Origin of the sequence: Pseudarthrobacter sp. SL88 (genome assembly GCF_026672455.1) — a bacterium.
In the GTDB taxonomy this organism is placed as follows: Bacteria; Actinomycetota; Actinomycetes; order Actinomycetales; family Micrococcaceae; genus Arthrobacter.
This window is the reverse complement of sequence record NZ_JAPPRD010000001.1, coordinates 177,084-199,282: the sequence shown is the minus strand read 5'-3', so window position 1 is coordinate 199,282 and position 22,199 is coordinate 177,084. Positions and strand designations below refer to the sequence as shown.

17 protein-coding genes are annotated in these 22,199 nt (G+C 65.8%); 9 read left to right on the top strand and 8 right to left on the bottom strand.

Going from position 1 to position 22,199, the window contains the following annotated elements:
* The first annotated feature begins 269 nt into the window (after positions 1–269).
* From OVA06_RS00815 to OVA06_RS00790, 6 genes are all read left to right on the top strand, one after another.
* Positions 270–1,289: a VOC family protein gene (locus tag OVA06_RS00815; RefSeq protein ID WP_268155607.1), complete on the top strand. Its 1,020-nt coding sequence runs from the start codon at positions 270–272 to the stop codon at positions 1,287–1,289.
* Positions 1,289–2,230 carry a fumarylacetoacetate hydrolase family protein gene (locus OVA06_RS00810; protein ID WP_268155605.1) on the top strand — a complete coding sequence of 314 codons (942 nt, stop codon included), beginning with the start codon at positions 1,289–1,291 and terminating at the stop codon, positions 2,228–2,230. Before OVA06_RS00815 ends, OVA06_RS00810 begins: the two co-directional genes overlap by 1 nt.
* Positions 2,227–3,219, top strand: coding sequence for a cyclase family protein (locus OVA06_RS00805; protein ID WP_235501524.1), 993 nt, complete (start codon positions 2,227–2,229; stop codon positions 3,217–3,219). The genes OVA06_RS00810 and OVA06_RS00805 overlap by 4 nt, the downstream gene beginning before the upstream one ends.
* A gap of 64 nt (positions 3,220–3,283) precedes the next feature.
* Positions 3,284–4,408, top strand: a complete 1,125-nt coding sequence (locus tag OVA06_RS00800) for an FAD-dependent monooxygenase (RefSeq protein ID WP_268155601.1) — start codon at positions 3,284–3,286, stop codon at positions 4,406–4,408.
* Complete coding sequence (locus OVA06_RS00795) at positions 4,405–5,475, top strand: amidohydrolase family protein (RefSeq protein WP_268155600.1); 1,071 nt, start codon at positions 4,405–4,407, stop codon at positions 5,473–5,475. The genes OVA06_RS00800 and OVA06_RS00795 overlap by 4 nt, the downstream gene beginning before the upstream one ends.
* An 11-nt stretch (positions 5,476–5,486) precedes the next feature.
* Positions 5,487–6,482, top strand: coding sequence for a fumarylacetoacetate hydrolase family protein (locus tag OVA06_RS00790; RefSeq protein ID WP_268155597.1), 996 nt, complete (start codon positions 5,487–5,489; stop codon positions 6,480–6,482).
* Between the two features lie 51 nt (positions 6,483–6,533).
* Here the strand turns inward: OVA06_RS00790 and OVA06_RS00785 are convergent, their stop codons facing one another.
* The gene (locus OVA06_RS00785) at positions 6,534–7,499 is read right to left on the bottom strand and encodes a LysR family transcriptional regulator (RefSeq protein ID WP_268155595.1); all 966 of its coding nucleotides are present in this window, start codon (positions 7,497–7,499) and stop codon (positions 6,534–6,536) included.
* A gap of 180 nt (positions 7,500–7,679) precedes the next feature.
* On the opposite strand from OVA06_RS00785, the gene OVA06_RS00780 reads away from it, so the two are divergent.
* On the top strand, positions 7,680–7,817 hold the full coding sequence (locus OVA06_RS00780; RefSeq protein WP_156368405.1) for a hypothetical protein: 138 nt from the start codon (positions 7,680–7,682) through the stop codon (positions 7,815–7,817).
* A 109-nt stretch (positions 7,818–7,926) separates the two neighbouring features.
* On the opposite strand, the gene OVA06_RS00775 is transcribed toward OVA06_RS00780, so the two are convergent.
* Positions 7,927–10,608, bottom strand: a complete 2,682-nt coding sequence (locus OVA06_RS00775) for a helix-turn-helix transcriptional regulator (protein ID WP_268155593.1) — start codon at positions 10,606–10,608, stop codon at positions 7,927–7,929.
* A 377-nt stretch (positions 10,609–10,985) separates the two neighbouring features.
* On the opposite strand from OVA06_RS00775, the gene OVA06_RS00770 reads away from it, so the two are divergent.
* On the top strand, positions 10,986–12,062 hold the full coding sequence (locus tag OVA06_RS00770) for a hypothetical protein (RefSeq protein WP_268155591.1): 1,077 nt from the start codon (positions 10,986–10,988) through the stop codon (positions 12,060–12,062).
* 47 nt (positions 12,063–12,109) lie between these two features.
* On the opposite strand, the gene OVA06_RS00765 is transcribed toward OVA06_RS00770, so the two are convergent.
* Genes OVA06_RS00765 through OVA06_RS00755 form a run of 3 tightly spaced genes read right to left on the bottom strand, consistent with a single transcriptional unit; the run spans position 12,110 to position 16,878 of the window.
* Complete coding sequence (locus OVA06_RS00765; RefSeq protein ID WP_268155588.1) at positions 12,110–13,480, bottom strand: glycosyltransferase family 2 protein; 1,371 nt, start codon at positions 13,478–13,480, stop codon at positions 12,110–12,112.
* Entirely contained in the window at positions 13,477–15,369 is a 1,893-nt protein-coding gene (locus OVA06_RS00760) for a polysaccharide deacetylase family protein (protein ID WP_268155586.1), read from the bottom strand. Before OVA06_RS00760 ends, OVA06_RS00765 begins: the two co-directional genes overlap by 4 nt.
* A gap of 45 nt (positions 15,370–15,414) precedes the next feature.
* On the bottom strand, positions 15,415–16,878 hold the full coding sequence (locus OVA06_RS00755; RefSeq protein WP_268155584.1) for a polysaccharide deacetylase family protein: 1,464 nt from the start codon (positions 16,876–16,878) through the stop codon (positions 15,415–15,417).
* A gap of 514 nt (positions 16,879–17,392) precedes the next feature.
* Here OVA06_RS00755 and OVA06_RS00750 point away from each other — a divergent pair.
* Positions 17,393–18,358 carry a chitinase gene (locus OVA06_RS00750; protein WP_268155582.1) on the top strand — a complete coding sequence of 322 codons (966 nt, stop codon included), beginning with the start codon at positions 17,393–17,395 and terminating at the stop codon, positions 18,356–18,358.
* A 31-nt stretch (positions 18,359–18,389) separates the two neighbouring features.
* Here OVA06_RS00750 and OVA06_RS00745 read toward each other — a convergent pair whose 3' ends face one another.
* The 3 genes from OVA06_RS00745 to OVA06_RS00735 form a co-directional block, all read right to left on the bottom strand.
* Positions 18,390–19,013, bottom strand: coding sequence for a hypothetical protein (locus OVA06_RS00745; protein ID WP_268155580.1), 624 nt, complete (start codon positions 19,011–19,013; stop codon positions 18,390–18,392).
* Positions 19,014–19,419: 406 nt separating this feature from the next.
* A complete protein-coding gene (locus tag OVA06_RS00740; RefSeq protein ID WP_056081198.1) occupies positions 19,420–20,424 on the bottom strand; it encodes a dTDP-glucose 4,6-dehydratase in 1,005 nt (334 codons plus the stop codon).
* Positions 20,425–20,453: 29 nt separating this feature from the next.
* Positions 20,454–21,839 carry a nucleotide sugar dehydrogenase gene (locus OVA06_RS00735; RefSeq protein ID WP_268155577.1) on the bottom strand — a complete coding sequence of 462 codons (1,386 nt, stop codon included), beginning with the start codon at positions 21,837–21,839 and terminating at the stop codon, positions 20,454–20,456.
* Positions 21,840–22,199: the final 360 nt, after the last annotated feature.

Sequence of the window (22,199 nt, the reverse complement as noted above, 5' to 3'; positions counted from 1 at the left end):
CAGAGTATCCAAGGGCACGTTTCATGCGTCGCGCCGGGAGGTTAACTCGATGTTTCCCCGCACGCACAGACGCGGCACGCTGCGTTCTGCCCGGACTTGTTAGCGGGCCGGAACTTCCAACTCGAAAGCTAAACGTCCGGCCTCAAGGTATTTGTTTGACAGATGGTATATATAGAAAAGGCGCTCTTTCCCAAATACATGAACTGGCTCACAGTGGTTACAGGACCTGCAGCAAACCGATAGCAGCCAGTACACAGAAGGAATTCAGCGTGGAAACTCCCCTCTCCCATCTCGCCCACCTTGAGATCACCACCCCCGACGTCGACGCCTCAGCCAAGTTCTACGAGGAAAAGTTCGGAATGCGCATCATCGACCGGGTGGATGGCAACGTCTACCTGCGCTGCTGGGGCGACTACTACCGTTACAGCCTGGTCATCACCGAAGGCCCCGAGGCCACCCTTGGCCGCATGGCTTGGCGCACCAATTCGCAGCAGGCACTTGAAGCCGCTGCGGCCCGCGTTGAAGCCAGCGGTGTTCAGGGCACCTGGACTGCCGGCGGCCACGGCTTCGGCAAGGCCTACGAATTCACCGGCCCCTACGGTCACCACATGCGCCTCTTCTATGAGGTAGAAAAGTTCGTGGCTGAGCCCGGCTTCGAATCCACCTACCCGGACCGCCCCGAACGCCGCAGCAGCCACGCCGCCGCTCCCCGCTTCCTGGACCACGTCACGGTGGCGTGCTCGGATGTCCGCGGATTCGCCAAGTGGTACAACGAGGCCCTGGGATTCCGCGTCATGGCGTTCGTGGACCTGGACGAAGCTCCCATCACGGTCTTCTCCGTTTTGACCACCAACGAGAAGTCCCACGACCTCGGCGTCGTCATGGACACCTCCAAGCGAGCCGGCCGCGTCAACCACATCGCTTTCTGGGTGGACGCCACCGAGGACCTGCTCCGCACCGCGGACGTCATGATGGAAAACGGCACCCCCATGGAATACGGCCCCTCCATCCACGGCGTTGGCGAACAGAACTTCCTCTACTTCCGTGATCCGTCCGGCATGCGCGTTGAGCTCAACTCCGGCGGCTACCGCAACTACGTGCCGGATTGGGAAGCCAACACCTGGAAGCCGTCCGAGGGCTCCAACAACTTCTACAAGAACGGTGCCATGCCGCACTCCATGACCGAGTCCTTCCCGCCGGCTGAAGGTTTCACGGCCACTGAAGAAGGCGCTTCTCCTGAAATGAAGGAAGCCCTGCTCAACCCCTACGCCCAGCAGGGCCGCGGCTGATGACTGAGGCAGCATACTCCCTGGTCCGCTTCCAGGAAGCCGGCACGGACAAGGCCCGCGCAGGCCTCCTGGTGGGAGAACGCGTCCTGCCGCTGGACTCTGACATCAATTCCCTGATCCAGCACTGGGACAGCATGGAAGCAGAACTGGACACCCTGGCGGCCTCGGCCGGCGCGGACAGCGGCCTGGACCGCGCCGCCGTCGAAATTCTTGCGCCCGTTGAACCGGCGCAGGTCCTGCAGACCGGCGCCAACTACCGCAAGCACGTCGTTGATCTTGCGGTGGCACACCGCGATGCCGGGCAGGATGCGGAGGAAGTCAGGGCCAAGACCGCCGCGATGATGGATAAGCGCGCTGGCCAGGGAACGCCGTACTTCTTCATCGGACTCCCGACGGCGATCGCGTCCGCCACGGACCCCCTCACCCTGCCGTCCTACAGCAAATCCGACGATTGGGAACTGGAACTGGCGGCCGTGATCGGCAAAGAGGCTTTCCGGGTCACCCCCGAGGAAGCCCTGGAGTACGTTTTCGGCTACACCATGGTCAACGACATCACCACGCGGGAATTCGTGTTCCGCAAGGACATGCCGGCCATTGGTTCGGACTGGTACCGTGCCAAAAACGCACGGGGCTTCCTGCCCACCGGTCCGTTGCTGGTTCCCGCCAAGTTCTTCGGCGATCCGCAGAATGTCCAGGTGACCCTGAAACTCAACGGCAAGGCCATGCAGGACGAGTCCACCCAGGACATGATCTTTGGCGTGGCCAAGCTGGTCAGCGAAGCTTCCCAGATCATGCCGCTGCGTCCGGGCGATCTGGTCCTGACCGGAAGCCCGGCCGGCAACGGCCAGCACTGGGGCCGCTTCCTCCAGGACGGTGACGTCATGGAAGGCACCATCAGCGGCCTGGGAACACAGCTTATCCACTGCCAGGACGAAAAGTGACGTCCAACCAGGTGGAGGTGCCGGTGATCCAGCGCAACGATCCTTTGGCCAGCATTACGGCCGCGGCGGAGCAGTACAACAACTGGGGCCGTTGGGGTGAAGGGGACGTGCTGGGGACACTGAACTTCATTGATGCCGGAAAGCGGATCGAGGCAGCGGCGCTGGTTACCTCCGGCGAGGCTTTCTCCCTTTCGCAGCCGTTCGACACCAACGGGCCGCAAAAGGGCTGGCGGCGCCGCACCAACCCGGTGCACACCATGACGGACACCGGGGTTGACGCCGAACGCGGAAACCAGGGTTTCCCTCATGGTTTTGGCGGGGCAGATGACGTGATTGCCATGCCCCTCCAATGTTCCACGCAGTGGGACGGGCTGGGGCACATCTTCGATCGCGGCAAGGCCTGGAACGGAAGGGCAGCGGGCGACGTTGTCACCTCCGAGGGAGATTTGGTCACCGGTATCGAGACCGCGGCAGCAAAGGTTGTCACCCGTGGCGTGCTGCTGGATGTAGGGCGCGTTCTGGGGACCGGTGGGGAATTGCCGGACGGCTTTGCCATCACGCCGGAACACCTCGAGCAAACCATCCAGGCGCAGGGTGCCAGTTCGCAGGTACGGCGCGGGGACATCGTGATCATCCGCACCGGCCAGTACAGCCGTGTACGCCGCGACGGATGGGGCGACTACGCAGGTGGCTCCGCTCCGGGCTTGTCCTTCACCACGGCTTCGTGGCTCCACGAATCCGAGATCGCGGGTATCGCAACGGATACGTGGGGTTTCGAGGTCCGGCCGAACGAGTTCGAGGGTGCTTTCCAGCCGCTCCACCAGATCGCCATCCCCAACCTGGGCCTGTTCCTGGGCGAAATGTGGGATCCGGATGCCCTGGCGGAAGCCTGCGCCCTGGACGGCAGGTACGACTTCATGTTGACCGCGGCCCCGCTTCCCATCACGGGTGCAGTGGGATCACCGGTCAACCCGATCGCCGTCAGGTAGTCAGCCCGCGTTCCGGAACCGGGCACACAATGCAATAAACGCCGTCCCAACAAAGGAGTCAACGATGGCAGCAGTACAGACAGTGGGAATAGCCGGAGCCGGAGCCGCGGGCCTGGCTGCTGCCATCCTCCTCGCCGAGGCCGGCGTCGACGTCGAAATCCTGGAGAAGGCCAGCGAGCCGCAGGTTCTGGGATCAGGAATCACCCTGCAGGGCAACGCCCTGCGGATCCTTCGCCAGCTGTGCGTCTGGGACCAGGTGGAAGCCAAGGGGTATTCCTTCAGCAATCTTGGCCTCCGCGCTCCGGATCCCGCCGGGACGGTGATTGCGGTTCTGGAGGACATCCGGACAGGCGGCGAGGATCTTCCGGCTACCCTGGGCATGTACCGGCCGGATCTCACCGCCATCCTCCGCGAGCGCGCCGAGCAGGCGGGCGCACGCATCAGTTACGGCAAGAGCGTCACGGAGATAGCGGACGACGGCGGGTCTGTCACCGTACGCACGGCCGATGGCACCGCCGCCAGCTACGACATCCTGATCGGCGCCGACGGCCTGCACTCCGCTGTTCGCCGGGCGATCGGCATCGATGTCGAACCCAGGCCCACCGGCATGGGCATCTGGCGCGCTTTCGTCGAGCGGCCCGAAGAAGTGGTCCGCACCGACCTCACCTATGGCGGCCCCTGCTTCATCGCCGGCTACTGCCCCACGGGCCCTGACACCATCTACGCCTACCTGGTGGAAAAGGCGCAGGAGCGCAAGCATGGCGACGGCCCCCGCATCATGGCCGAACTCGCCGCAGCCTACGGCGGCCCGTGGAAGGAAATCCGCGCCAACCTGGACCACAGCGCCCGCATCAACTACACGTGGTTCACCACCCACCTGGTGGACGGGCCGTGGAACCGCGGCCGTACCGTTATCATCGGCGACGCCGCACACAGCTGCCCGCCCACGGTGGCGCAGGGCGCCGCCATGGCACTTGAGGACGCCGCTGTCCTCGCTGAACTGCTGATCCAGGCCGACGAGATCACCGAGACGCTCTGGAAGGAATTCACCGACCGCCGGCTGGACCGGGCCAAGGCAGTAGTCACCGCCTCCGTCCAGCTGGGCCAGTGGATGCTCGACGGCGTCCGCGACGCCAACGTGCCAGGCCTGATGAACTCGCTGTCCACGATGCTGAAGGAACCCGCATGAGCACCGATTCAGTTCAATCCCCCACTGTGGACGTCCACGCCCACGTCCTGCTTCCGGCCCTGCAGCAGCTGGTGGCCGAGGCTGATCCCGAGGGTTTCGGCGCCCAGCAGGCCCTGGAAGTGCGGCGCAACGGCCAGGAGTCCATGGCCGTGTCGGGCAAGATGATCAAGGACCGCTGGCCGCAACTGACGGACCTGGACCGCCGGCTTGCCGACATGGATGCCCAGGGTGTCGATGTGCAGCTGGTCTCGCCGTCGCCTTCACACTTCTACTACTTCGCCGGCGGGGAACTCGCGCTCCAGCTGGCCCGTTCCGCCAACCAGGCCGTGCGGGACTTCGTGGACCGCGCCCCGGACCGGCTCAATGGCCTGGGCCTGGTTCCGCTGCAGCACCCTGACCTGTGTGTGGAAGCCCTGGAACACGCGGTCCTGGCATGCGGGCTGCTGGGCGTGGAAATCGGTTCTTTCGCCGCCACCCCCGGTGGCGACCGCACCACCGTTGAGCTGAGTGACCCGCGGCTGGAACCGTTCTGGTCCCGGGCGGAGGATCTGGGCGCCCTGGTGTTCCTACACCCGTTCGGCTGCTCCCTGGATGAGCGGCTGGACCGCTTCTACCTCGCCAACACGGTCTCCCAGCCCGCCGAAAACGCCGTGGCCCTGTCCCATCTGATCTTCTCCGGCGTCCTGGACCGCCATCCGGACCTCAAGATTCTGGCCGCACACGGCGGCGGGTACCTGCCCACCACCCTCGGCCGATCCGACCGCGCCTGGCGGGTCCGGCCCGAGGCACACGGGTGCGCCGAACCGCCGTCGTCCTACGTGAAGAAGTTCTACTTCGATTCCCTGGTGCACAGCCCGGCCGAACTGGCGGCCCTCGTGGCCGCCGCCGGCCCGGGCCAGGTGCTGCTCGGCTCCGACTACCCGTTCGACATGGGCTCAGACCAGCCAGTCACCGAGGTAACCCAGGCACAGCTTCACTCCACAGACGATGCCAAGATCCTTGCCGGGAACGCCGCAGCCCTCGGTATCGTGCCAGCGTCCGCCCGCACCGCCAGCCGCACAGCCTAAGGAACACATTCATGGTCAAGATCGCCCGATGGAATCACGACGGCGGAACGCAGTCCGGCTTTGTCGATGACGGCGCCTGCCACGCCCTGCCGGCGGCCCAGGACGTGCAAACCCTGCTGGACGCCGGATTGGAGGAGACGCTGGACATTGCCCGGCGGACTATAGGCTCCGGCCCGGCGGTTCCGCTGGAGGACGTGCAGCTACTAGCTCCGCTGGCGCCGGCCACCATCCGCGACTTCGTGGCCTTCGAGGAGCATGTTGAGGGGGTCCGGAAGAGCATCGACGGCGTCGCCGGCGTGGTACCCGAATGGTTCGAGGCGCCCACGTTCTACTTCACCAACCCGCACACCGTGACCGGCACCGGCGAGGTGATTGGGATCCCGGCGGGCTGTACGGACCTGGACTTTGAGACCGAGGTGGCAGCCGTCGTCGGACGCGTTCCCGGCAGCGACGGGCGCAACCTGACCGCCGAGGAGGCGCACCGGCACATCTTCGGGTACACGATCCTCAACGACTGGTCCGCCCGCGATTTGCAGCGTCGGGAGATGAAGGTCAGCCTGGGGCCCTGCAAGGGCAAGGATTTCGCCAACACCCTGGGACCGTGGATCGTCACCGCGGACGAGTTCGAGGACCGGCACGACGGCGAAGGGTTCCTGCCGGTCGCCATGGCCGTGGAAGTCAACGGCAAACAGATCGGCCAGGACCTGCTCTCCAACATGGGCTGGCCGTTCGCCGAACTGGTGGCGTACGCTTCCCAGGACTCCGTGGTGAAGCCCGGTGACGTACTGGGCTCCGGAACCTGCGGCAGCGGCTGCCTCGCCGAACTCTGGGGCCGCAACGGATCCCAGACTCCCCCACCTCTGCAAACCGGCGACGTAGTGCGCATGACCGTCGAAGGCATCGGCAGCATTGAAAACACCGTAGGCGAGCGCCGCGAAGCGGTGACCCGGGTTCCCGCCCGGACCCGTCCGCGCAACCGGGTTGCCGCTCCGGTTCCGGCTACCTGATAAACCACTGCAGGTAGCCGCAAGTGCCGTTGAGGAGGCTCATGACGGCAGTTACTGCTGCCCGGTGGCGGATTCAATCACGACTGCGTGAGCCTCGACGGGGAAGAGTTCCTGCAGCCGGCTACATGAACGCTGGACCACCGAACGCAGCCAGACGCTTGCCGGGTCCTCCGTCTGGGACGGATGCCAGTACATGGCCTCCACCAGGGACGCTTCGGTCCCCTCTGCGAATTCCAGGACCACGATGTTGGCGCCGCGCCCGGCGCGCGCGGCCAGCATCCGCGGGACCAGCGCCACAAGGTCCGTCCCCTCCACCAGCAGCGGCAGGGACAGGAACCCGGCCACAACGGCCGCTACCCGCCGCTGCAGGCCCAGTGACTCGAAGAGCTTGTCCGCCGGGGTGCTGACGCCCTCGCCGAAATACCCGACGGCGTGCGGCACCGTGATCAGGTCTGCCGGTGTGAGCCGGGGCTGCTGAAGCAGGGGACTCCCGGCGTCCGCGACCATCACAAAGCTGTCCCGGAAAAGCTGTCTGCTGGCACCCTGCATGTGGTATCCGGTGGGCCCCACCAGAAGGTCGATCTTCGAGTAGTCGGCCATCTGGCCCTGGATCCCGGATTTGGAGGTGGGCATGAAGTCCACTGACACTCCGGGAGCCTCATCACGGAGGATTCCCCGCAAGGGACCAACAATCAGCGCCGCGGCATAGTCCGAGGCGGCGATGATAAATTCCCGCTCGCTGGTGCCGGGGTCGAAACCTGACCTCACCCGGGTGGCCCGCCGGACGTGCAGCAGGGCTTCGTCAACCAGTGGGACCAAGGATTGCGCAAAAGGGGTTAGATCATAGGTACGGCCGTTGCGGACGAGGAGTTCGTCGTCGAAATGCCGCCGGAGCCTCGCCATCGCCGCGCTGGTGGCCGGCTGGCTGAGCTGGAGCCGTTCCGCCGCCCGGGAGATGTTCTTCAGCTCCAGCAGGACCTGCAAAGGGGGCAGCAGGTTCAGGTCCAGGTTCTTCATACCCACAGGTTATCCGCGCCCCGCACCCACAAAGACCGGGCACCTCTGGAGGCAGCTCACGGACCGCCTTCCGCGCGCCCCGGATGCGTAGGTAGCACCTGGGTGATTGGAGTGCCCCCACCCCGCAGAGGGGTGGTGGGCACGCTTTCAGGGCAGCGCCGGGGCCATCAGAATTGCTGCATGGATGCTCAGGAAATGGAGCGGGTGTGGCATGGAAGCCACCGGAAGGGCCAGGCCAAGATGTGGCAGTTGGCCTTTGTCTGGTGCGTCCTTGGCCTCGTGTCGATTTCGGTACTCATGACGTCCCTGCCGCTGTAGCGGGGATGCCCGGCACCACCAGGGCCCGGCCGGAGAGCTGCATTGCAGTCTTCACCGGCCGGGCCCCTTTGCGGGCAGTAGGTTGGTGCAACCCTCCTGGCGGGCCGGGCTACTCCGGGAAATCCCCTCCGTGGTTCCACACCTCGGAAAGTTCCTGCCGGCTCGAAACCCCGAGTTTTCCGTAGGTCCGCTGCAGGTGGGCGTTGACTGTATTCACGGAGATCCCCAGGCGGACCGCCGCTTCTGCGCTGCTCAGCCCGGAAGCTATCAGCCCGGCAACTTCCCTCTCCCTGTTGGACAGCTTGCCGAGGTCAGGGAGGGCAGCGGCGGGCCTTGCAGCTGTGGCCCCTGACGCCGGCATGTCCCCGGTCCCCAGGACATCCTCCTGGTCAGGATCGTCGTCCCCGGGGAATGCTACCTCCGGACGGAACGCCGGCACGTCGTCCTGCAACTCCCCCAGCATTGCCGGCGTCACGGTCCAGATGAGGTCCGCCACCCCCACCTCGTGGGACCTCACTCCGCGCGCTCCCGTCCGTGCCGCAAGTCCCAGGTTCAGGTTCTCCAGGGCGCGGTGTCCCCGTTTGCCGGCGGTATCCGCCAACTGCAACAGCCTGCGGTTGGACGAGCCTGCTCCGCTCACCACCGAACGGGCCGCCGAAGAGTAGCTGTCCGCCAGCCGGGCAGCCAGATAGCTGCCTGACTGCCGTCTCGCGTCGTAGGCTGCCAGGGCGCGGCGGACCTGCCCCACGTCTCCCAGCAGCCACGCGGCCGCGGCAAGTCCACCCAGCGTGACCGGCAACAGCCCTTCCGGGTCTGCTTCATCGAAACGCACTTTTGCTTGCCGGAAATGCTCACATGCCAGGTCGAGGCTGCCCTGCCGGGCCAGGACGAAGGCCCGGTACAGGTGCGCCGGCCCCTCAAAATAGCTGAGCCGGCCCACAGTCTGCCGCGGCGCCCCCGAGCACACCATTTCCCTGCCACCCCACTGGCCCCGCCAGATCAGGTTGGAGCCGTGAATGATCAGCACCACGGCATGGAAGTCCACAGTGCACCGGGGCAGGTGTTCCAAGGATTCCAGGGCCGCGGTGGACAGCTCCACCGCCTCGGCAAACCGGCCGCCAACGGCCAGCCCTTGCGAGACCAGGGCCATGAGCAGCACACCCGCCTCGGTTGTCGGCAGCGGAGGCGGGCCACCGGTCTCACGGGCATCCCGGTGATCGCCGCCCAGAGCGGTACCGATGGTGTGCTGCCGGCTAAGCCGCTGGTACAGCGCATCCCCGGCGCGTGGCCAGGTTCCGGACTGGGCGTCAAGGTACAACTGCAGGACGTCCAGTTCGTCCCGGGCCTCCTGCCCGCCAAAGGGTTCGGCGTCGACGGCGGCCTCCACCCGCCGTCGTGCATCGTTCACGAGGGCATGCAAAACGTTGGGGTCCGGGGACGTGGGATACAGCGCCCGCAGCAGCAACCAGACCGCCCGCAGGAACTCCCTGTTGTCCGACCCGTCCGAGGATGCCAGCAACCGCCTGAGCAGCTGGACGCTGGCGTAAATGTCCCCCATGAGGTACAGGGCCCTCGCATGTTCGACGCCGGCCGGGAGCCTGAGTTCCGGCGCCGTCACCCCTGCGGCGGCCTGCCGGGCCCGGTGGCTGTCATGCAGGTCGTTGGCGGCGACGGCGACGGCCAACAGGTCGGCGTCCGGCGTGGGCAAGCCGCTTACCTGCTCCAGGGCTACGCGGCGGAACAGGTCCCACAGCGAACCGGCATCGCCGTGGGACATCTGGCCGCGGAGGGCAAGCCGCAGTTCACGCTGCCGGTCCGGCGCCAACTGCTGCAGGGCAACACCGGCTTCGAGGACATGGTTGAGAGTTGCGGTGGCGGCAGCGGGATCCGGCAGTCCGGCGTCCTGGATCCGGACGGCTCCCGCAGACCGGAGCTCCGCCAGCGCTACGCTGCCTGCCAGCGCTTCGGCGACGCCGACGGACAGGGGCTCGCCGACGGCCAGGAAATCTATCAGCTGCCGCTGCTGGTGCGGATACGTGGCCAGCCGGCGCGTCACGAGCTCCTGGATCTGGGTGCTCCCGCGTGCGTCGCGGGTCATCGACCATTCACCACCGGAACAGGCAACACCACCGCCGGCCACCGCCGCATCCAGGAGGAGCCTCGCGGCCAGCATGTTGCCTGCGGAGTCCGCCTGGATGTCCCGGACCAGGCCTTCGGACGGCCGGCCCTGGAGGCGGGACGCCAGGAAGTCCCGCATCCGTTCCGGTCCAAGCTCGGAAAGGTTGACCACGGACAACTGCCTGGCCACCACCGACTCCATCAGTTCCATGCGCAGCGGCCGGTCGGAACGGTGCGTTGCCAGCAGCCGGATGTCCGGTTCGGACACCACCCTGTTGAGGAGCCAGAGCGACAGGTCGTCGAGGAAATCTATGTTGTCCAGGGCGAGCAGCACGGGCGTGCCCGGCGGCCCGGCGCTGCGCAACGCCTGGCGCGAGGCCTGCACCAGGAACCTGGGGGATGCATTCGATTTCGCGGGCAGGTCCGGAACCAGCGCCATGGCAATGCTGAACGGAACATCGGCGAAGGAACTGGCCGCTGTGCGCGCAACTACAGAGAAGGTGCCTTCCAGGACGGAGGCTGCGGCGTCCAGCAGGGTTGTCATGCCCGAACCGCCGGCGCCGGAGATCAGCACACCCGCCGGTTCCGGCCCTGACAGGGCGACAACAATGTCATGCAGCTCCGCTGCCCGGATGATTCCCTGAGAAGGGTGGTTGCCTGCCGCGTTGTCCATGGTCCTGTCTTAGGTGAAGGCCACCGGGCGCATTTCCTGGTGGCCGCGGTAGGACCGTTGTCGAGATGCTCACACGGTATCGGGCCGGTTCAGGCAGGGATTGAGTGTGTACTACTTGGATTTTCGGGCCCCGGACCGGGTATCCCCGATTCGGGCGCTGGACCCTGCCTGTGTAAGGTTGGGTGGCGTGGGCAGGTCCCGGCGCCTGCGGCTGGGGAGTTGACGTGCCGCCGATTGATGTAGCTGCCCCCACCGCGATCCACCATCCCGGGCGATAGAAAAACGACGTGCAGCTTTGCCGCTGCGCGTTACTTTTGCGCGCCCGCGGCGGGTCGCCATGGTCTCGGAGTCCATGCACCCAACAGATATGAACCCCCATGAAACACCTGATTACAGCTCTTGCAGCAGTGCTGCTACTGGCCATCGGCGGACTGTTCACGGTTTCGGCCACGCAGTCGTCCGCCACCACATCCGCAGCCGGACAGCGCCCCTCCGAGTCGCCGGCCAAGGACAAGGCACAGCCCAAGCAAACGCCCGCTCCCACGCCAAGCAGCACGCCGGTTCCCGCAGCGGAAACCTCCCCTGCGGCCGCCGCTCCCGCTCCGGCCACCCAGGCCCCGGCCCCCGCAGCACCGGCTCCGGCGCCCGCTCCGGCCATTGTTCCGGCGGCAGCCACCGGGAGCGGCAGCAGCGCGTACCCCCTGCACAGCAACATCGTCAGCACCACGTTCTGGGTTGGCGAGATCTTCAACGCCAGCCTCTCGGACGGTTCGCAGGTCTGCTCCACCTACAACAGCCAGTGGGCGTACCAGCACACCGGTGTAAAGCTCGGCACCGTTGACGCCGGCGCTGCCGGGTGTCCCGGCAGCTACTACGGCGGGTGTGACGGAGTGAGCTCCGGTTCCGGCGCCGATTTCAAATGCGACACCGAACGGCGCGTTGCCAGCAACGGATACTTCCCGCTCAACCAGCCCAGGCCGCTGCAGAACCCGTTCTACCTGGACCTGCCCTACGACGACCTGAACGACGGCGTCGCCTTCCAGGAGCGTTGCCGGGTCATTCCCTGGGCCGCCGCGGACAACGCCGCCGCGGGGGTGGACCACTGCGCGGACCAGGGCTACAGCTATATGAAGAACCGGTGGGTCCAAATCACGGGCCCGAACGGCAGCACCTGCTACGGACAGATCGAGGATGCCGGCCCCTCCAGCGGCTCCGAATACCACGACTCCGCCTACGTCTTCGGGTCCGGCGACGCGCGCCCCGTCAACCAGAGCTTCTCCGCCGACGCTACCCAGGGCGCCGGCATGGACGTCTCCCCCGCCCTGAACGGCTGCCTTGGCTTTGCCGAACCGGACGGCAGCAGCGACCGGGTCTCGTGGCGCTTCATTGACCGTGCCAACGTTCCGGCCGGTCCGTGGCTGACCGTCGAGACCACCTCCGGAGTCAGCAACTGACGGGATCATCTCCTGCAGTGCCGCGCGACGTAGCCTCCTGACAGCTTTCAGGAGGCTACGTTCCCGGCCGTCACCGGGGTCAGTTCCTTCCCCTGCACCCTGCGGGCGGGGCTGACCCAGGTGCCGGTCGACGCCGAGGAGAACGCCTTCGGGAGTACCTGGAGGCACAGGAAGGCATCCAGGATCCGCATCAGCGGGAACAATGGCGCCATCAGCAGTATCCCCGGTTTGCGGAGGGAAACCGCTGCAAGGATGGTCAACAGGAAGTCCGGCAGCAGGACACCGATCAGCACATCCTGTGGCCGCAGCAGGCCGGACAGGAAGACCACCACGTCCCAGTCGTTGCCGAAGGCTGCCACCTGGATCGCGGCAAACGTGGAGACCAGGAACACGGGCAGCAGCAGCACGAAGAAGATGCAGCTCATCAGCAGCTCGAAGATGTAAGTTGCCAGGACCAGCCAGAACCGGCCGGTCTGCTTCCGGTGGCGCCGGACCGTCTGCCAGAATCCCAGAATCCACCGGCGGACCTGCTTCATATAGTCCTGCAGCCGGTCCGGGTCCTGGGTGTAGGCCACTGCAGCGGACGGGTGGAACGCGATCCTGCCCAGCTTCCTGGCGTGGATCTCGAACGTCATGTTGAAGTCCTCGATGACCAGGCCGGGAGCGACGACGTCGATCTCCTGCAGCGCACTGGTCCGGTACATGCTGGCGAACCCCGGAACGATGGACACCACATTCGCGCCGCGAGCCGCCTGCCCGTACTTCAGCAGGAGCTGCACCACGATGTACAGTCGCTCCCGGTACGCCACCAGGAACCGTCCCATGGCGGTGGGCGATGGCGGATCCATGATGGATTTTGCCCTGCCCGCCACGGCCACCACCGTTGGATCCGAAAACAGCGGCAGGCCGGTCCGAAGGTAGTCCTCGGTGGGACGGGTATCGGCATCGAGGAGCATCACCACCTTGAACCGCCGGCAAAGGTCGAAGTGCACGATCCCGGCGGCCAAGGCACCGGCCTTGCCCCGGTTGGGGTCAAGCTCCAGCACTTTGACCCCGGCGGCGCGTGCCAGCTGTGCTGTGTTATCCGTGGACATGTCGGAAACCACGTGGATGTTGCGGCGCGGTACCAGCCTGGACGCAGCGCGGATAGTCTCATTGATCACCAGCGCCTCGTTGTGGGCGGCCACCAGTACGGCAACATGGGACGGCAGGATGCGGACGCCCGGATCCCTGTGGCGGCCCCTCCGTGGCCGGGCCGCGACGGCAGGCAACCCTGCCCGGGCTGACCGCCAGGTGCGGTACCGGCGTGGCCACTCCTCCAGCAGCCACGAGTTCTCCCCCGCGAAGCGCGCCAGCCCCACGAGGGTCCAGAAGATGGTGCTGACACCGAGGACCAGGATGATGGAAACAGCAATCACAGCGCCGGAGCCCCCACAGTGTCGTACATGGCGTAGTCATCCGTGACGAGGGTGCCGTTGCTGAAGAGACTCAGGCCGAAGCTGATGGCGGTGGCCCCCGCCGGCAGGGCCGGCGTGGTGAAGCTTGCCTGCGTGAAGGTGGCGGTTGGCGCGAGCCAGGGGCTCGAGGTCCAGTACACCCATGCCCCTGCGGAGTTGCGGTAATAGACCGCGAACTGGGTGGTGGCAGTGGAGGTGTACCAGGCCCGCAGCGAGTAGGTCTTGCCGGCGATGGCAGGTGGGGCGCAGGAACCGGTGTCCAGGGACGGGAGCAGCTTGCTGTCCCCGTTTGAGTAGTTGCTCATCACCAGCCGGACGGCCTTCGCACCGGAGTGCGCGCCGGTGGCGAGCGTGGCGTAGGTGGGGGTGTTGGTCCCGAAGCCCGCCGTCTGCCAGCACTGCGGGAGAGTACCCGTGCCCGCAGTTTCCAGCCCGGCGTTCTGCACGAGGTTCGCGCCCGCCGCGGGCGGGGGCGGCGGTGGTGTTGCGGCGGCGTCGAACATCTCGGCGTCATCGGTGACGAGCGTGCCGTTGCTGAAGATGTTCAGGCCGAAGCTGATGCCGCTGGCCCCGGCGGGAAGCGCGGGGGTGGTCCAGGCCGCCTTCTGGAACGTTGACGCCGCTGCAAACCAGGGGCTTGAGGTCCAATAGGTCCAGGAGCCTATTCCGCTGCGGTAGTACAGGGCGAATTGCGTTGGGACCGTGGATTTGTACCACATGCCCAGGTTGTAGCTGTGCCCGGCCGTTCCCGCGGGTGAGCATCCGCCGAGGTCGAGGGATGGCAGCCATTTGGCGTCACCGTTGGCGTAGCTCCGCATGACCACTTGGGCTCCCCTGCCGGTCCGCCCTTGGTTGACGGTGCTGAACGTGGGGGTATTGGTTCCGTATCCGCCTTGCTGCCAGCACTGGGGAGCGCCGTTGGTGAGCGTTTCAAAGCCGGGATTCTTGACCAGGTTGCCCGTGCCGGGCGGCGGAACGGCCGGCCCGGAAACCAGTGGCTTGAGCGTCCCGCCGATGACCTGGTCCACCGTCTTGACGGTAGTGGTGGTGGGACGGGTCTTCAGCCAGGTGGCGAACTGGTAGAAGACCGTTGGCGAAGTGGTGATGGGGTCGGAAGGGTTGTTGGCGATGTGGTGGAAGGTGAGTTGCACCCATCCCCCGGCCCCGTTTTCGGCCTGCGTAACGCTTCGCTGGAGGTCGGCCAAGGTCCAGGTGTTTTCCACCTGGTCGGGCGCCTTCGTATAGTACGGGTCCGCTGGCGGCATCGACTCACCTACCGCGCAGGTGCCGCAACTGAACCTGGTCCGGATGTCACCGAGTCCCCGGGCACTGTTGTAGCCGCAGTTCCTGACGATTGCTTCGGTGCTGGCGTTGGCCGATGCGAAGGGGTGGGCGAAGCTGGTCACCCGGAATCCCCAGTTGCTGAGGTTGACGCGGTCGTTGCAGACCTGCCGCGTGGCTTCGTCGCTGGGCAGGGTAGTGAGGTCGGGGTGGGTCACGGTATGGCCGCCGATTTCATGCCCCGCAGCCGCCAGTGCCTGGACCTGCGCGAGCGTGAAGTAGTTCGGGGTATTCACGACGCCGGAGGTCACGTAGAAGGTGCCCTTCAGTTCCAGCGAGTCCATGGTCTGGGCTGCGGACATCTGGTCCGCGTGGCCGTCGTCGAACGTCAGGCTGACCACCGTGGGCGCGGCAGCGTGGGCAGCAGGCGGGCTCATCGCCAGACCGGCGACGGCCAGGGCCAGGGCGGCCGTCACTGTCACCAAGGATTTTGCCCGGCGGAGCAGTCCCCGCCGGGCACCCTCGCGCGGAGGGAGCTCTTCCACGGGCTCGTTACCAACAGTCTTCATGGCGTACCACTCGATTCATCTTGGGGAGGCCCCGGGGCAGGGGGCTCACTGGGCAGGAGGCGGCGCGCCCACGGTGTCGTACATTTCGTAGTCATCGGTGGCCAGCTGGCCGTCGCTGAAAAGGTTGAGCCCGAAGCTGATGGCTTCCGCCCCGTCGGGAACAGGCGGTGTCTCCCAGACCGCCTGCCCGTACGTGGTCCTGGCGGGGAAGTACGGGCTGGCTGTCCAGAACTGCCAATCACCCATGGCATTGCGGTAGTAGACAGCGAATTGCGTCGGCGCATTGGACTGGTACCAGGCGCGGAGCGAGTAGGCGTGGCCTGGGATGACGCTCGGTGCGCAGGCGCCCAGGTCCAGGGCAGGGAGGAGCTTCACGTCGCCGGATTTGTAGGCCGTGACGTCCAGTCGCCGGGACGTTCCGTCCCGGAAGCCGGGAACCAGGGTTGCCAATTCGGACGAGTTCTCTCCGTAGCCTGCCACCTGCCAGCATTCCGGCAGGCCGTACTTCCCCGGTGTTTCCAGCCCGGGATTCCGCAGGGCGTTGACGCCCGGCCCGGCAGGAGGTGCATCCGCTCCCGGAACCACAGGCTTGGCCACCTTCCCGATGACCTCGTGGACGGTCCGCACCCCCATGGTGCCCTTCGCTGTCCGCGCATCCAGCCATGCGGCGAACTGTTCGAACAGGGCCGGGGTGATCGAGAGCGGACTTCCGGAGTCATCGATGTCGTAGAAGGCCAGCTGCAGCCAGCCGCCTGCCGCCTCGGCCTGCTCCACGGTCTGCTGCAGCCCCTGCAGAGTCCAATCACGGCCCACCTCGGCGGTGGCACGGGTGTTGAACGGATCCTCCGGGCGTACGGTCTCGGCAGGGGCGCAGGATTCGCAGGAGTACGGGCTGCGGATCAGGTCCTGCCCCCTGGCGCTGTTGTAGCCACAGCCGGACACGATCTCCTCGGCGGTGGGGGACGACGCGCCGAACGGGTAGGCGAAGCTGGTCACCTTGAAACCCCATTCGCTGAGCGTCGCCCGGTCACTGCACACCTGCCGTTGCGCTTCGCCGGGTTCGACGGCAGTGAGGTCCGCCAGGGTGACCGTGTAGCCGCCAATTTCGTGGTGCTGTTCGGCCAAGCGGTGCAGGTCCTCCTGGTTGAGGAAGTCGGCTGCGCCAATGAAGCCTGAGTTGACGAAGAAGGTGGCGCGCAACTGGTGGTCCGCCAGGATGCGGGCCGCCTCCCGCTGGCTGGACCGGCCGCCGTCGAACGTCAGGGAAACTGACAGCAGCGGCGCGGCGCCGGCGGTGGGCGCATCGGAAGTCTGCGGGCCCGCCGCAACGCCGCTGCTGTCCCCGCCTTTGGCCGTCATGAGCGACGCACCGCCAGTCAGTACGGCAAGGACTGCAATCCAGGACACGGCGAGGAGGCCCACCCTCCTGCGCGAAGCACGGGCCTGCATTGACGCCAGCCTGTCATTCCCGCGGCCGGCGCTCCCGGAACCGGGATGTGCGCCGGTCACGGCGCGGACCTGCCCGCGGCGGCACGCCGCCATCGGAGGGCAACGCCCTTTATTGCCGAGATTTCCATGGTGAGACCCGTTTCTCCACCGACCGGTTTCAGTCGTTCACAGCCTCAGCCTATGGAGGGCCGTTGTCCCCGGACACGAGTAGGCAGTACCCGTATTTGGCTTTCGCACCACGTACCCGCGCGCAGCCACTACTCGGCGCTGCCTGTCCGGCGATTGCGGCCCGTCCTGCAGGCAATCCTGGCATGAAAACAAGGCGCCTATGGTCAAATGGTGGTTCAGGAGAGTGGACAGGAATTCCGACCAACACGGGGGACATGTGGCAGCCAAACCGGGCACCGGCCAGGTCATCAGGGCTGCCGCGTCCCCGGCACCATCACGGGCGGGACGGCTGCACCTGCCTTCGGGAAACCGGCGCTCCAGCACGCGCCTCGCGGTGGTCGCCGCAGCAGTAACACTGGCGCTGGTTGGCGGCTTATTCCTATGGCGTTTCATTGCGGAGGCGGGCATGGCACAGCAACCGTGGTTTTCGGGTTACGCAGATGTGACGGTTGACCCGCCCTACGACCTGGCCGGGCCCGGCCTGCCGGAGAGCCGGAACGTCACCCTGGCCTTCGTCGTCGCAGACTCCTCGCAGCCGTGCGCTCCCAGCTGGGGCAACGCCTACAGCCTCGATGCTGCCAGGGACGCGCTCAACCTTGAGCAACGGATCTCCGCCCTTAAATCCAGTGGTGGCGCCATTGCCGTTTCGTTTGGCGGCTCGGTCAACACGGAGCTTGCCGTCGCGTGCCAGGATCCTGCCCAATTGCAGGCGGCCTACCGTTCAGTCGTGGAGCGCTATTCCCCCTCCACCATCGATTTCGACATTGAGGGGGATGCGCTGCTTAACGGTCCGGCCGGCGAACGGCGGGCAGAGGCGGTAGCAGCCCTCCAAAAGGAAAAGGACGGGTGGGGCGGCGGACTGGATGTGTGGCTCACGCTCCCGGCGTCACCCCGCGGGTTGACCGACGACGGCATTGCCGTGGTGGACCAGATGCTGGCCGCCGGAGTCGACCTTGCCGGCGTCAACATCATGACCATGAACTACGGGTCCAGCCGCGGTCCCTCGCAGAGCATGCTGGACGCGGCGGTGGCGGCCGCCGACTCCACCCACGACCAGCTGAGCATCAGCTACCAACGGGTGGGGACCAACCTCAGCAGCCAGGAAATCTGGTCCAAAATGGGGCTGACTCCGATGATCGGCGTCAATGACCTGCCGGACGAAGTCTTTGGGCTGGACGCTGCCAGCGGCCTGAATTCCTTCGCCGTCCAAAAGGGCATCCAGAGGGTGTCGATGTGGTCGCTCAACCGGGACCGGGAATGCGCAGCAGCCGCTGCCGATGGCCAGGCGAGCCACGTGTGCAGCGGAGTCCAGCAGGAGCCCGGCGAGTTCGCCAGGGTCCTCGCCAGAGGTTTTGAGGGCCGGTTGCGCTAACGCCGCCGGCGGGCTGCCTGGAGCTGCCGGGTCAGCGGACCTGGCTGGTGGTGACAATGTCGAGCCATGGCCCATCCGGCACCTGGTCGCGTGTCACGAATTGCCAGTCCACGGTGTCCGATTCGCCGTTAATGTCTTCAAAACCCAGGCACGCGTTCAGCGCCGGAGAAACGTCCATGCCGGCCCCGTTGAATTCTTTATTGGCAGGGCGGGCATCATTGGATCCAAAGACATATTCCTTGTCGTGGTACTGGCCGGGACCTGCATCCTGGATCTGGCCGTAGCATTCCTGGTTTCCCTTGCGGATCCGCACCCATTGGTTCTTCATGTAACTGAATGATTTGTCCTGCTCACGGCCCGCATATACAGAATCCCTGGCCCAGGGAATGACACTGGCCCGTTCCGCGAACGCTTTGCTGTCGTTGACGTCGTCGTAGGGCAGGTCGAGATAGAAGGGGTTTTCCTTGGGTGTCATGCCGGTGGGCATGAAGCGGTTGGCTTCGGTCCGCTGCTCGGTCTCACAGGCACCTGATTTCATCACCCCGTCGCAGCCGCCGTAGTTCCGCATCCAGCCGGAGTCGTAGGTGGACATGACCTGGCTGCCGTCGTCAGCGCTGGGATCGAAAAGTTCGCCCACCCAAAAGGTGGTGGCCACGATGTTGGTGTGCCACGGATAACCGCCCTCTCCGGAGGAACTTCCTCCGTCCGGAGGGGCAGGCGGTGAGGAACAACCCGCGGCGATGAGCGCCACCGAGGACAGGGCGGCGGTGAGGCCCCACCGGAGCCGCTTGTTGTGCCGAATTCGGCACGTGCGCGATCCCCCTGGTACAAGCCGATAATTCAGCGCTGCCGCTCTTTTCAACCCAAGCTCCTTCGTATGCCTTGCCACTTTTATTTTCCTGATATCCGGTGGCATAGGCGAGGGAAATGCGCACTTTGACAGCCAATTCATAGCTTTCCGGACATTTACCGCATTTCCGGAAATTTGCAGCCCAATGGCCGGGCCGGGAAATTAATCCCTGCCCGGCCACTGGACTACCGGATAACCGGACTTCAGGCCATCAGGAGGCGAGAATAACCTTCCACCGTGAAGCGTCCACCGTGTTCGCCGTCCGGTTGTCCGCGGCGACGTTGGTGATGATCTGGTCCACCGTGGTCTTCGGGTCGAAGCCCACCAGGCCAAAGGCCTTGGTGTTGTCCGGTACCCGCCGGCGCATGTCCTCGTACCCTTCGGAGTAGGCCTGCTCGTAGGGCACCAGGGTGATGGGGCTGTCGCTTCCCACAAGTTCCACGATCCGCTCCGCGAGGGCGAGGATGGAGATTTCGTGGTTGCCACCCAGGTTGTAGGCGTTACCGTACGCGCGCTCGTCCTCCGAGATCCGCGTAATGGCGGGCACGATGTCGCCCACATAGGAGAAGCAGCGTGTCTGGTGCCCGTCCCCGTATACCGTCAAAGGTTCGCCCGCGAGCGCCTGGCGTACCAGGCGCGGCACCACCATTCCGTAGCGTCCCGTCTGTCGTGGACCAACGGTATTGAAGAGCCGGACGATCGCCACCCGCAGCCCGAACTGCCGCCAGTAAGCATGGGCGAAGGCTTCGTCGATGCCCTTGGCCGCCGCGTACGTCCAGCGCGATTTCAGGGCGGAGCCCAGGATCCGGTCCGATTCCTCGGAAAGGCTGTCCGAGGTGTTCTTGCCGTAGATCTCGCTGGTGGATGCCAGCAGGAGGCTGGCTCCGGCTTCAAGGACGGAGTCCAGGACCACTTCCGTGCCGTGGATGTTGGTGCGCAGGCTTTCCAACGGGTGGTCAACGATCAGGTTGACGCCTACCGCGGCGGCCAGGTGGAACACCCGGTCCGCCCCCGCCACGGCTTTGTCGACGGCAGCCCGGTCAAGGATGCTGCCTTCGATGAAACGGAACTTGCGGTGCCCGATGACGCCCTTGAGGTTCTCAAGCCGGCCGGTGGACAGGTCATCCAGGACAATTACCTCGTCCCCCGCTGCCAGGAGGTGCTCCACAAGGTGGCTCCCGATGAATCCGGCACCGCCGGTAATTGCTGTTCTCATGCTTCCTGCTTCCAAATGGAGTGATGTGGTCAGAGCCTGGTGACGTTGTCTGCCTTGGGCAGCCGGTAGGTGGTGTCCAGCACTGCCGCGGCGTTCTCCAGCCAGTCAAGGTCCGTCTGGCTGTGCCTGGTGTGCAGGATGACGAGGTCCGCTTCCCACAGTTGGGGAGCGGGATTGGAGATGAGCGTGCCGCCCCTGCCGTCGGGCGCGGTGAGGCACCAGGGATCCGAGTAGGCCACCTCGGCGCCGTCCGCGATGAGCTCGGCGATAATCTCGAGGGCCGGGGATTCACGGAGGTCCTCGACGTCGGGCTTGTAGGCCACGCCCACCACCATCACCCGCGAGCCCGCCAGGCCGTGGTTCCGCTCGGAGAGGATCCGCCTCGCCTTTTCCACTACCTGGTGCGGCCTGCCGGCAATCCCGATCATTGCCTGCTCGATCACGGGCGCCGTCACGCGGGCCTTGCGCAACTGCCACAGGAGGTAGTGCGGGTCGCAGGGAATGCAGTGCCCGCCGACTCCCGGTCCGGGGGTGAACGGCATGAACCCATACGGTTTGGTGGCGGCCGCGTTGATCACGTCCATCACTTCCATGTCCAGTTCGTGGCAGATCTGGGCAAACTCGTTGGCCAGGGCAATGTTGACGGCCCGGAACGTGTTCTCCACGAGCTTGGTCATTTCCGCGGCGTCGGCGGACGGGACCACATGGACCAGCTTGGTGCTGGCGCTGAGCAGCCGTTCCGCTGCCTCACCGCAGGCTGTGGTGACACCGCCCACCACCCGTGGCACATCTTCGTGGGAGAAGGAGTCGACGCCGGGATTGATGCGTTCCGGCGAGAAGGCCACGTACACGTCGCGTCCCGGGATGAGTCCCTTCGCCGCGAGGGGCATCGCCAGCAGGTCCCGTGTTGTGCCCACATACGTGGTTGACGTCAGCATCAGCAGCTGCCCCGGCACCGCGTATTCCACGACTGAGGCGCACGCTGCGCGCAGGATGCCGAGGTCGGGAACAAGGTACTCGTCCACCGGAGTGGGAACGCAGACCACAACGGCCGCAGCGTGGGCCAGCAGCGAGAGGTCGCTGGTCAGCATGAACGAGGGGTCCAGCAGCGCTGTCTTCAGCCGCTCCTTGTCCGAGTCCAGCAGGTCCGCCTGCTGTTCACGGATCACCGCCAGCCGCCGCTCCGAGACGTCGAGCCCGAGGACCCGCCGCCCGGAGGCATTGATGGCCAGGGCGGTGGGCAGTCCCACGTATCCCAGGCCGACGATTGCGACGTCGAAAGTGAACACCTGGTCCTGGGCGGGAATTGCCCTCGCCGCGGTGCCCTCAGTCCATTCCACTGCCTCAGCCGGCAGGGAATGGGATTCAACGGCGACCTGTTTCTTGAGGGCTTTTACCTTCGTGTTCGGTGCCATGGTCAGTCGACCTCCCGGTGCATTTTGTCTCCAGTGTGAATAAAAGCCGGCGGCGAGAAGGCGTGTGCCCGGGTCTCCGGGGGCACGTCGCCCTTCACCGCCGGTCCGTTTTGGGGGGTCCCCGCCAAAGGCGGGAGACCTGTCGCATCGGAGCTGCCTTCCGGCCGGACTGCCATGAGGCTGTCCCCCGCAAAGGAAATCTTCCTGCGCTTCATGTCGAGGCCCACTTCCCCTCGTGCTGGCGGTTGCCAACAAGACGAGGGTATTAATCAAGTCCTTTGCCCGGCGCGAGTGTGGTGTACCCGTCTTTGACCCCGCCCGCCGCACCCGGCGGTGAGACTACGTGGCTTGTGGCGGCCC

Bases quoted from the DNA above. Each gene is read 5' to 3' on its own strand.
- OVA06_RS00810 (WP_268155605.1), top strand. From the start codon at position 1,289: ATGACTGAGGCAGCATACTCCCTGGTCCGCTTCCAGGAAGCCGGCACG.
- OVA06_RS00800 (WP_268155601.1), top strand. From the start codon at position 3,284: ATGGCAGCAGTACAGACAGTGGGAATAGCCGGAGCCGGAGCCGCGGGC.
- OVA06_RS00795 (WP_268155600.1), top strand. From the start codon at position 4,405: ATGAGCACCGATTCAGTTCAATCCCCCACTGTGGACGTCCACGCCCAC.
- OVA06_RS00790 (WP_268155597.1), top strand. From the start codon at position 5,487: ATGGTCAAGATCGCCCGATGGAATCACGACGGCGGAACGCAGTCCGGC.
- OVA06_RS00785 (WP_268155595.1), bottom strand. From the start codon at position 7,499: ATGAAGAACCTGGACCTGAACCTGCTGCCCCCTTTGCAGGTCCTGCTG.
- OVA06_RS00780 (WP_156368405.1), top strand. From the start codon at position 7,680: ATGGATGCTCAGGAAATGGAGCGGGTGTGGCATGGAAGCCACCGGAAG.
- OVA06_RS00775 (WP_268155593.1), bottom strand. From the start codon at position 10,608: ATGGACAACGCGGCAGGCAACCACCCTTCTCAGGGAATCATCCGGGCA.
- OVA06_RS00770 (WP_268155591.1), top strand. From the start codon at position 10,986: ATGAAACACCTGATTACAGCTCTTGCAGCAGTGCTGCTACTGGCCATC.
- OVA06_RS00760 (WP_268155586.1), bottom strand. From the start codon at position 15,369: ATGAAGACTGTTGGTAACGAGCCCGTGGAAGAGCTCCCTCCGCGCGAG.
- OVA06_RS00750 (WP_268155582.1), top strand. From the start codon at position 17,393: ATGGCACAGCAACCGTGGTTTTCGGGTTACGCAGATGTGACGGTTGAC.
- OVA06_RS00740 (WP_056081198.1), bottom strand. From the start codon at position 20,424: ATGAGAACAGCAATTACCGGCGGTGCCGGATTCATCGGGAGCCACCTT.
- OVA06_RS00735 (WP_268155577.1), bottom strand. From the start codon at position 21,839: ATGGCACCGAACACGAAGGTAAAAGCCCTCAAGAAACAGGTCGCCGTT.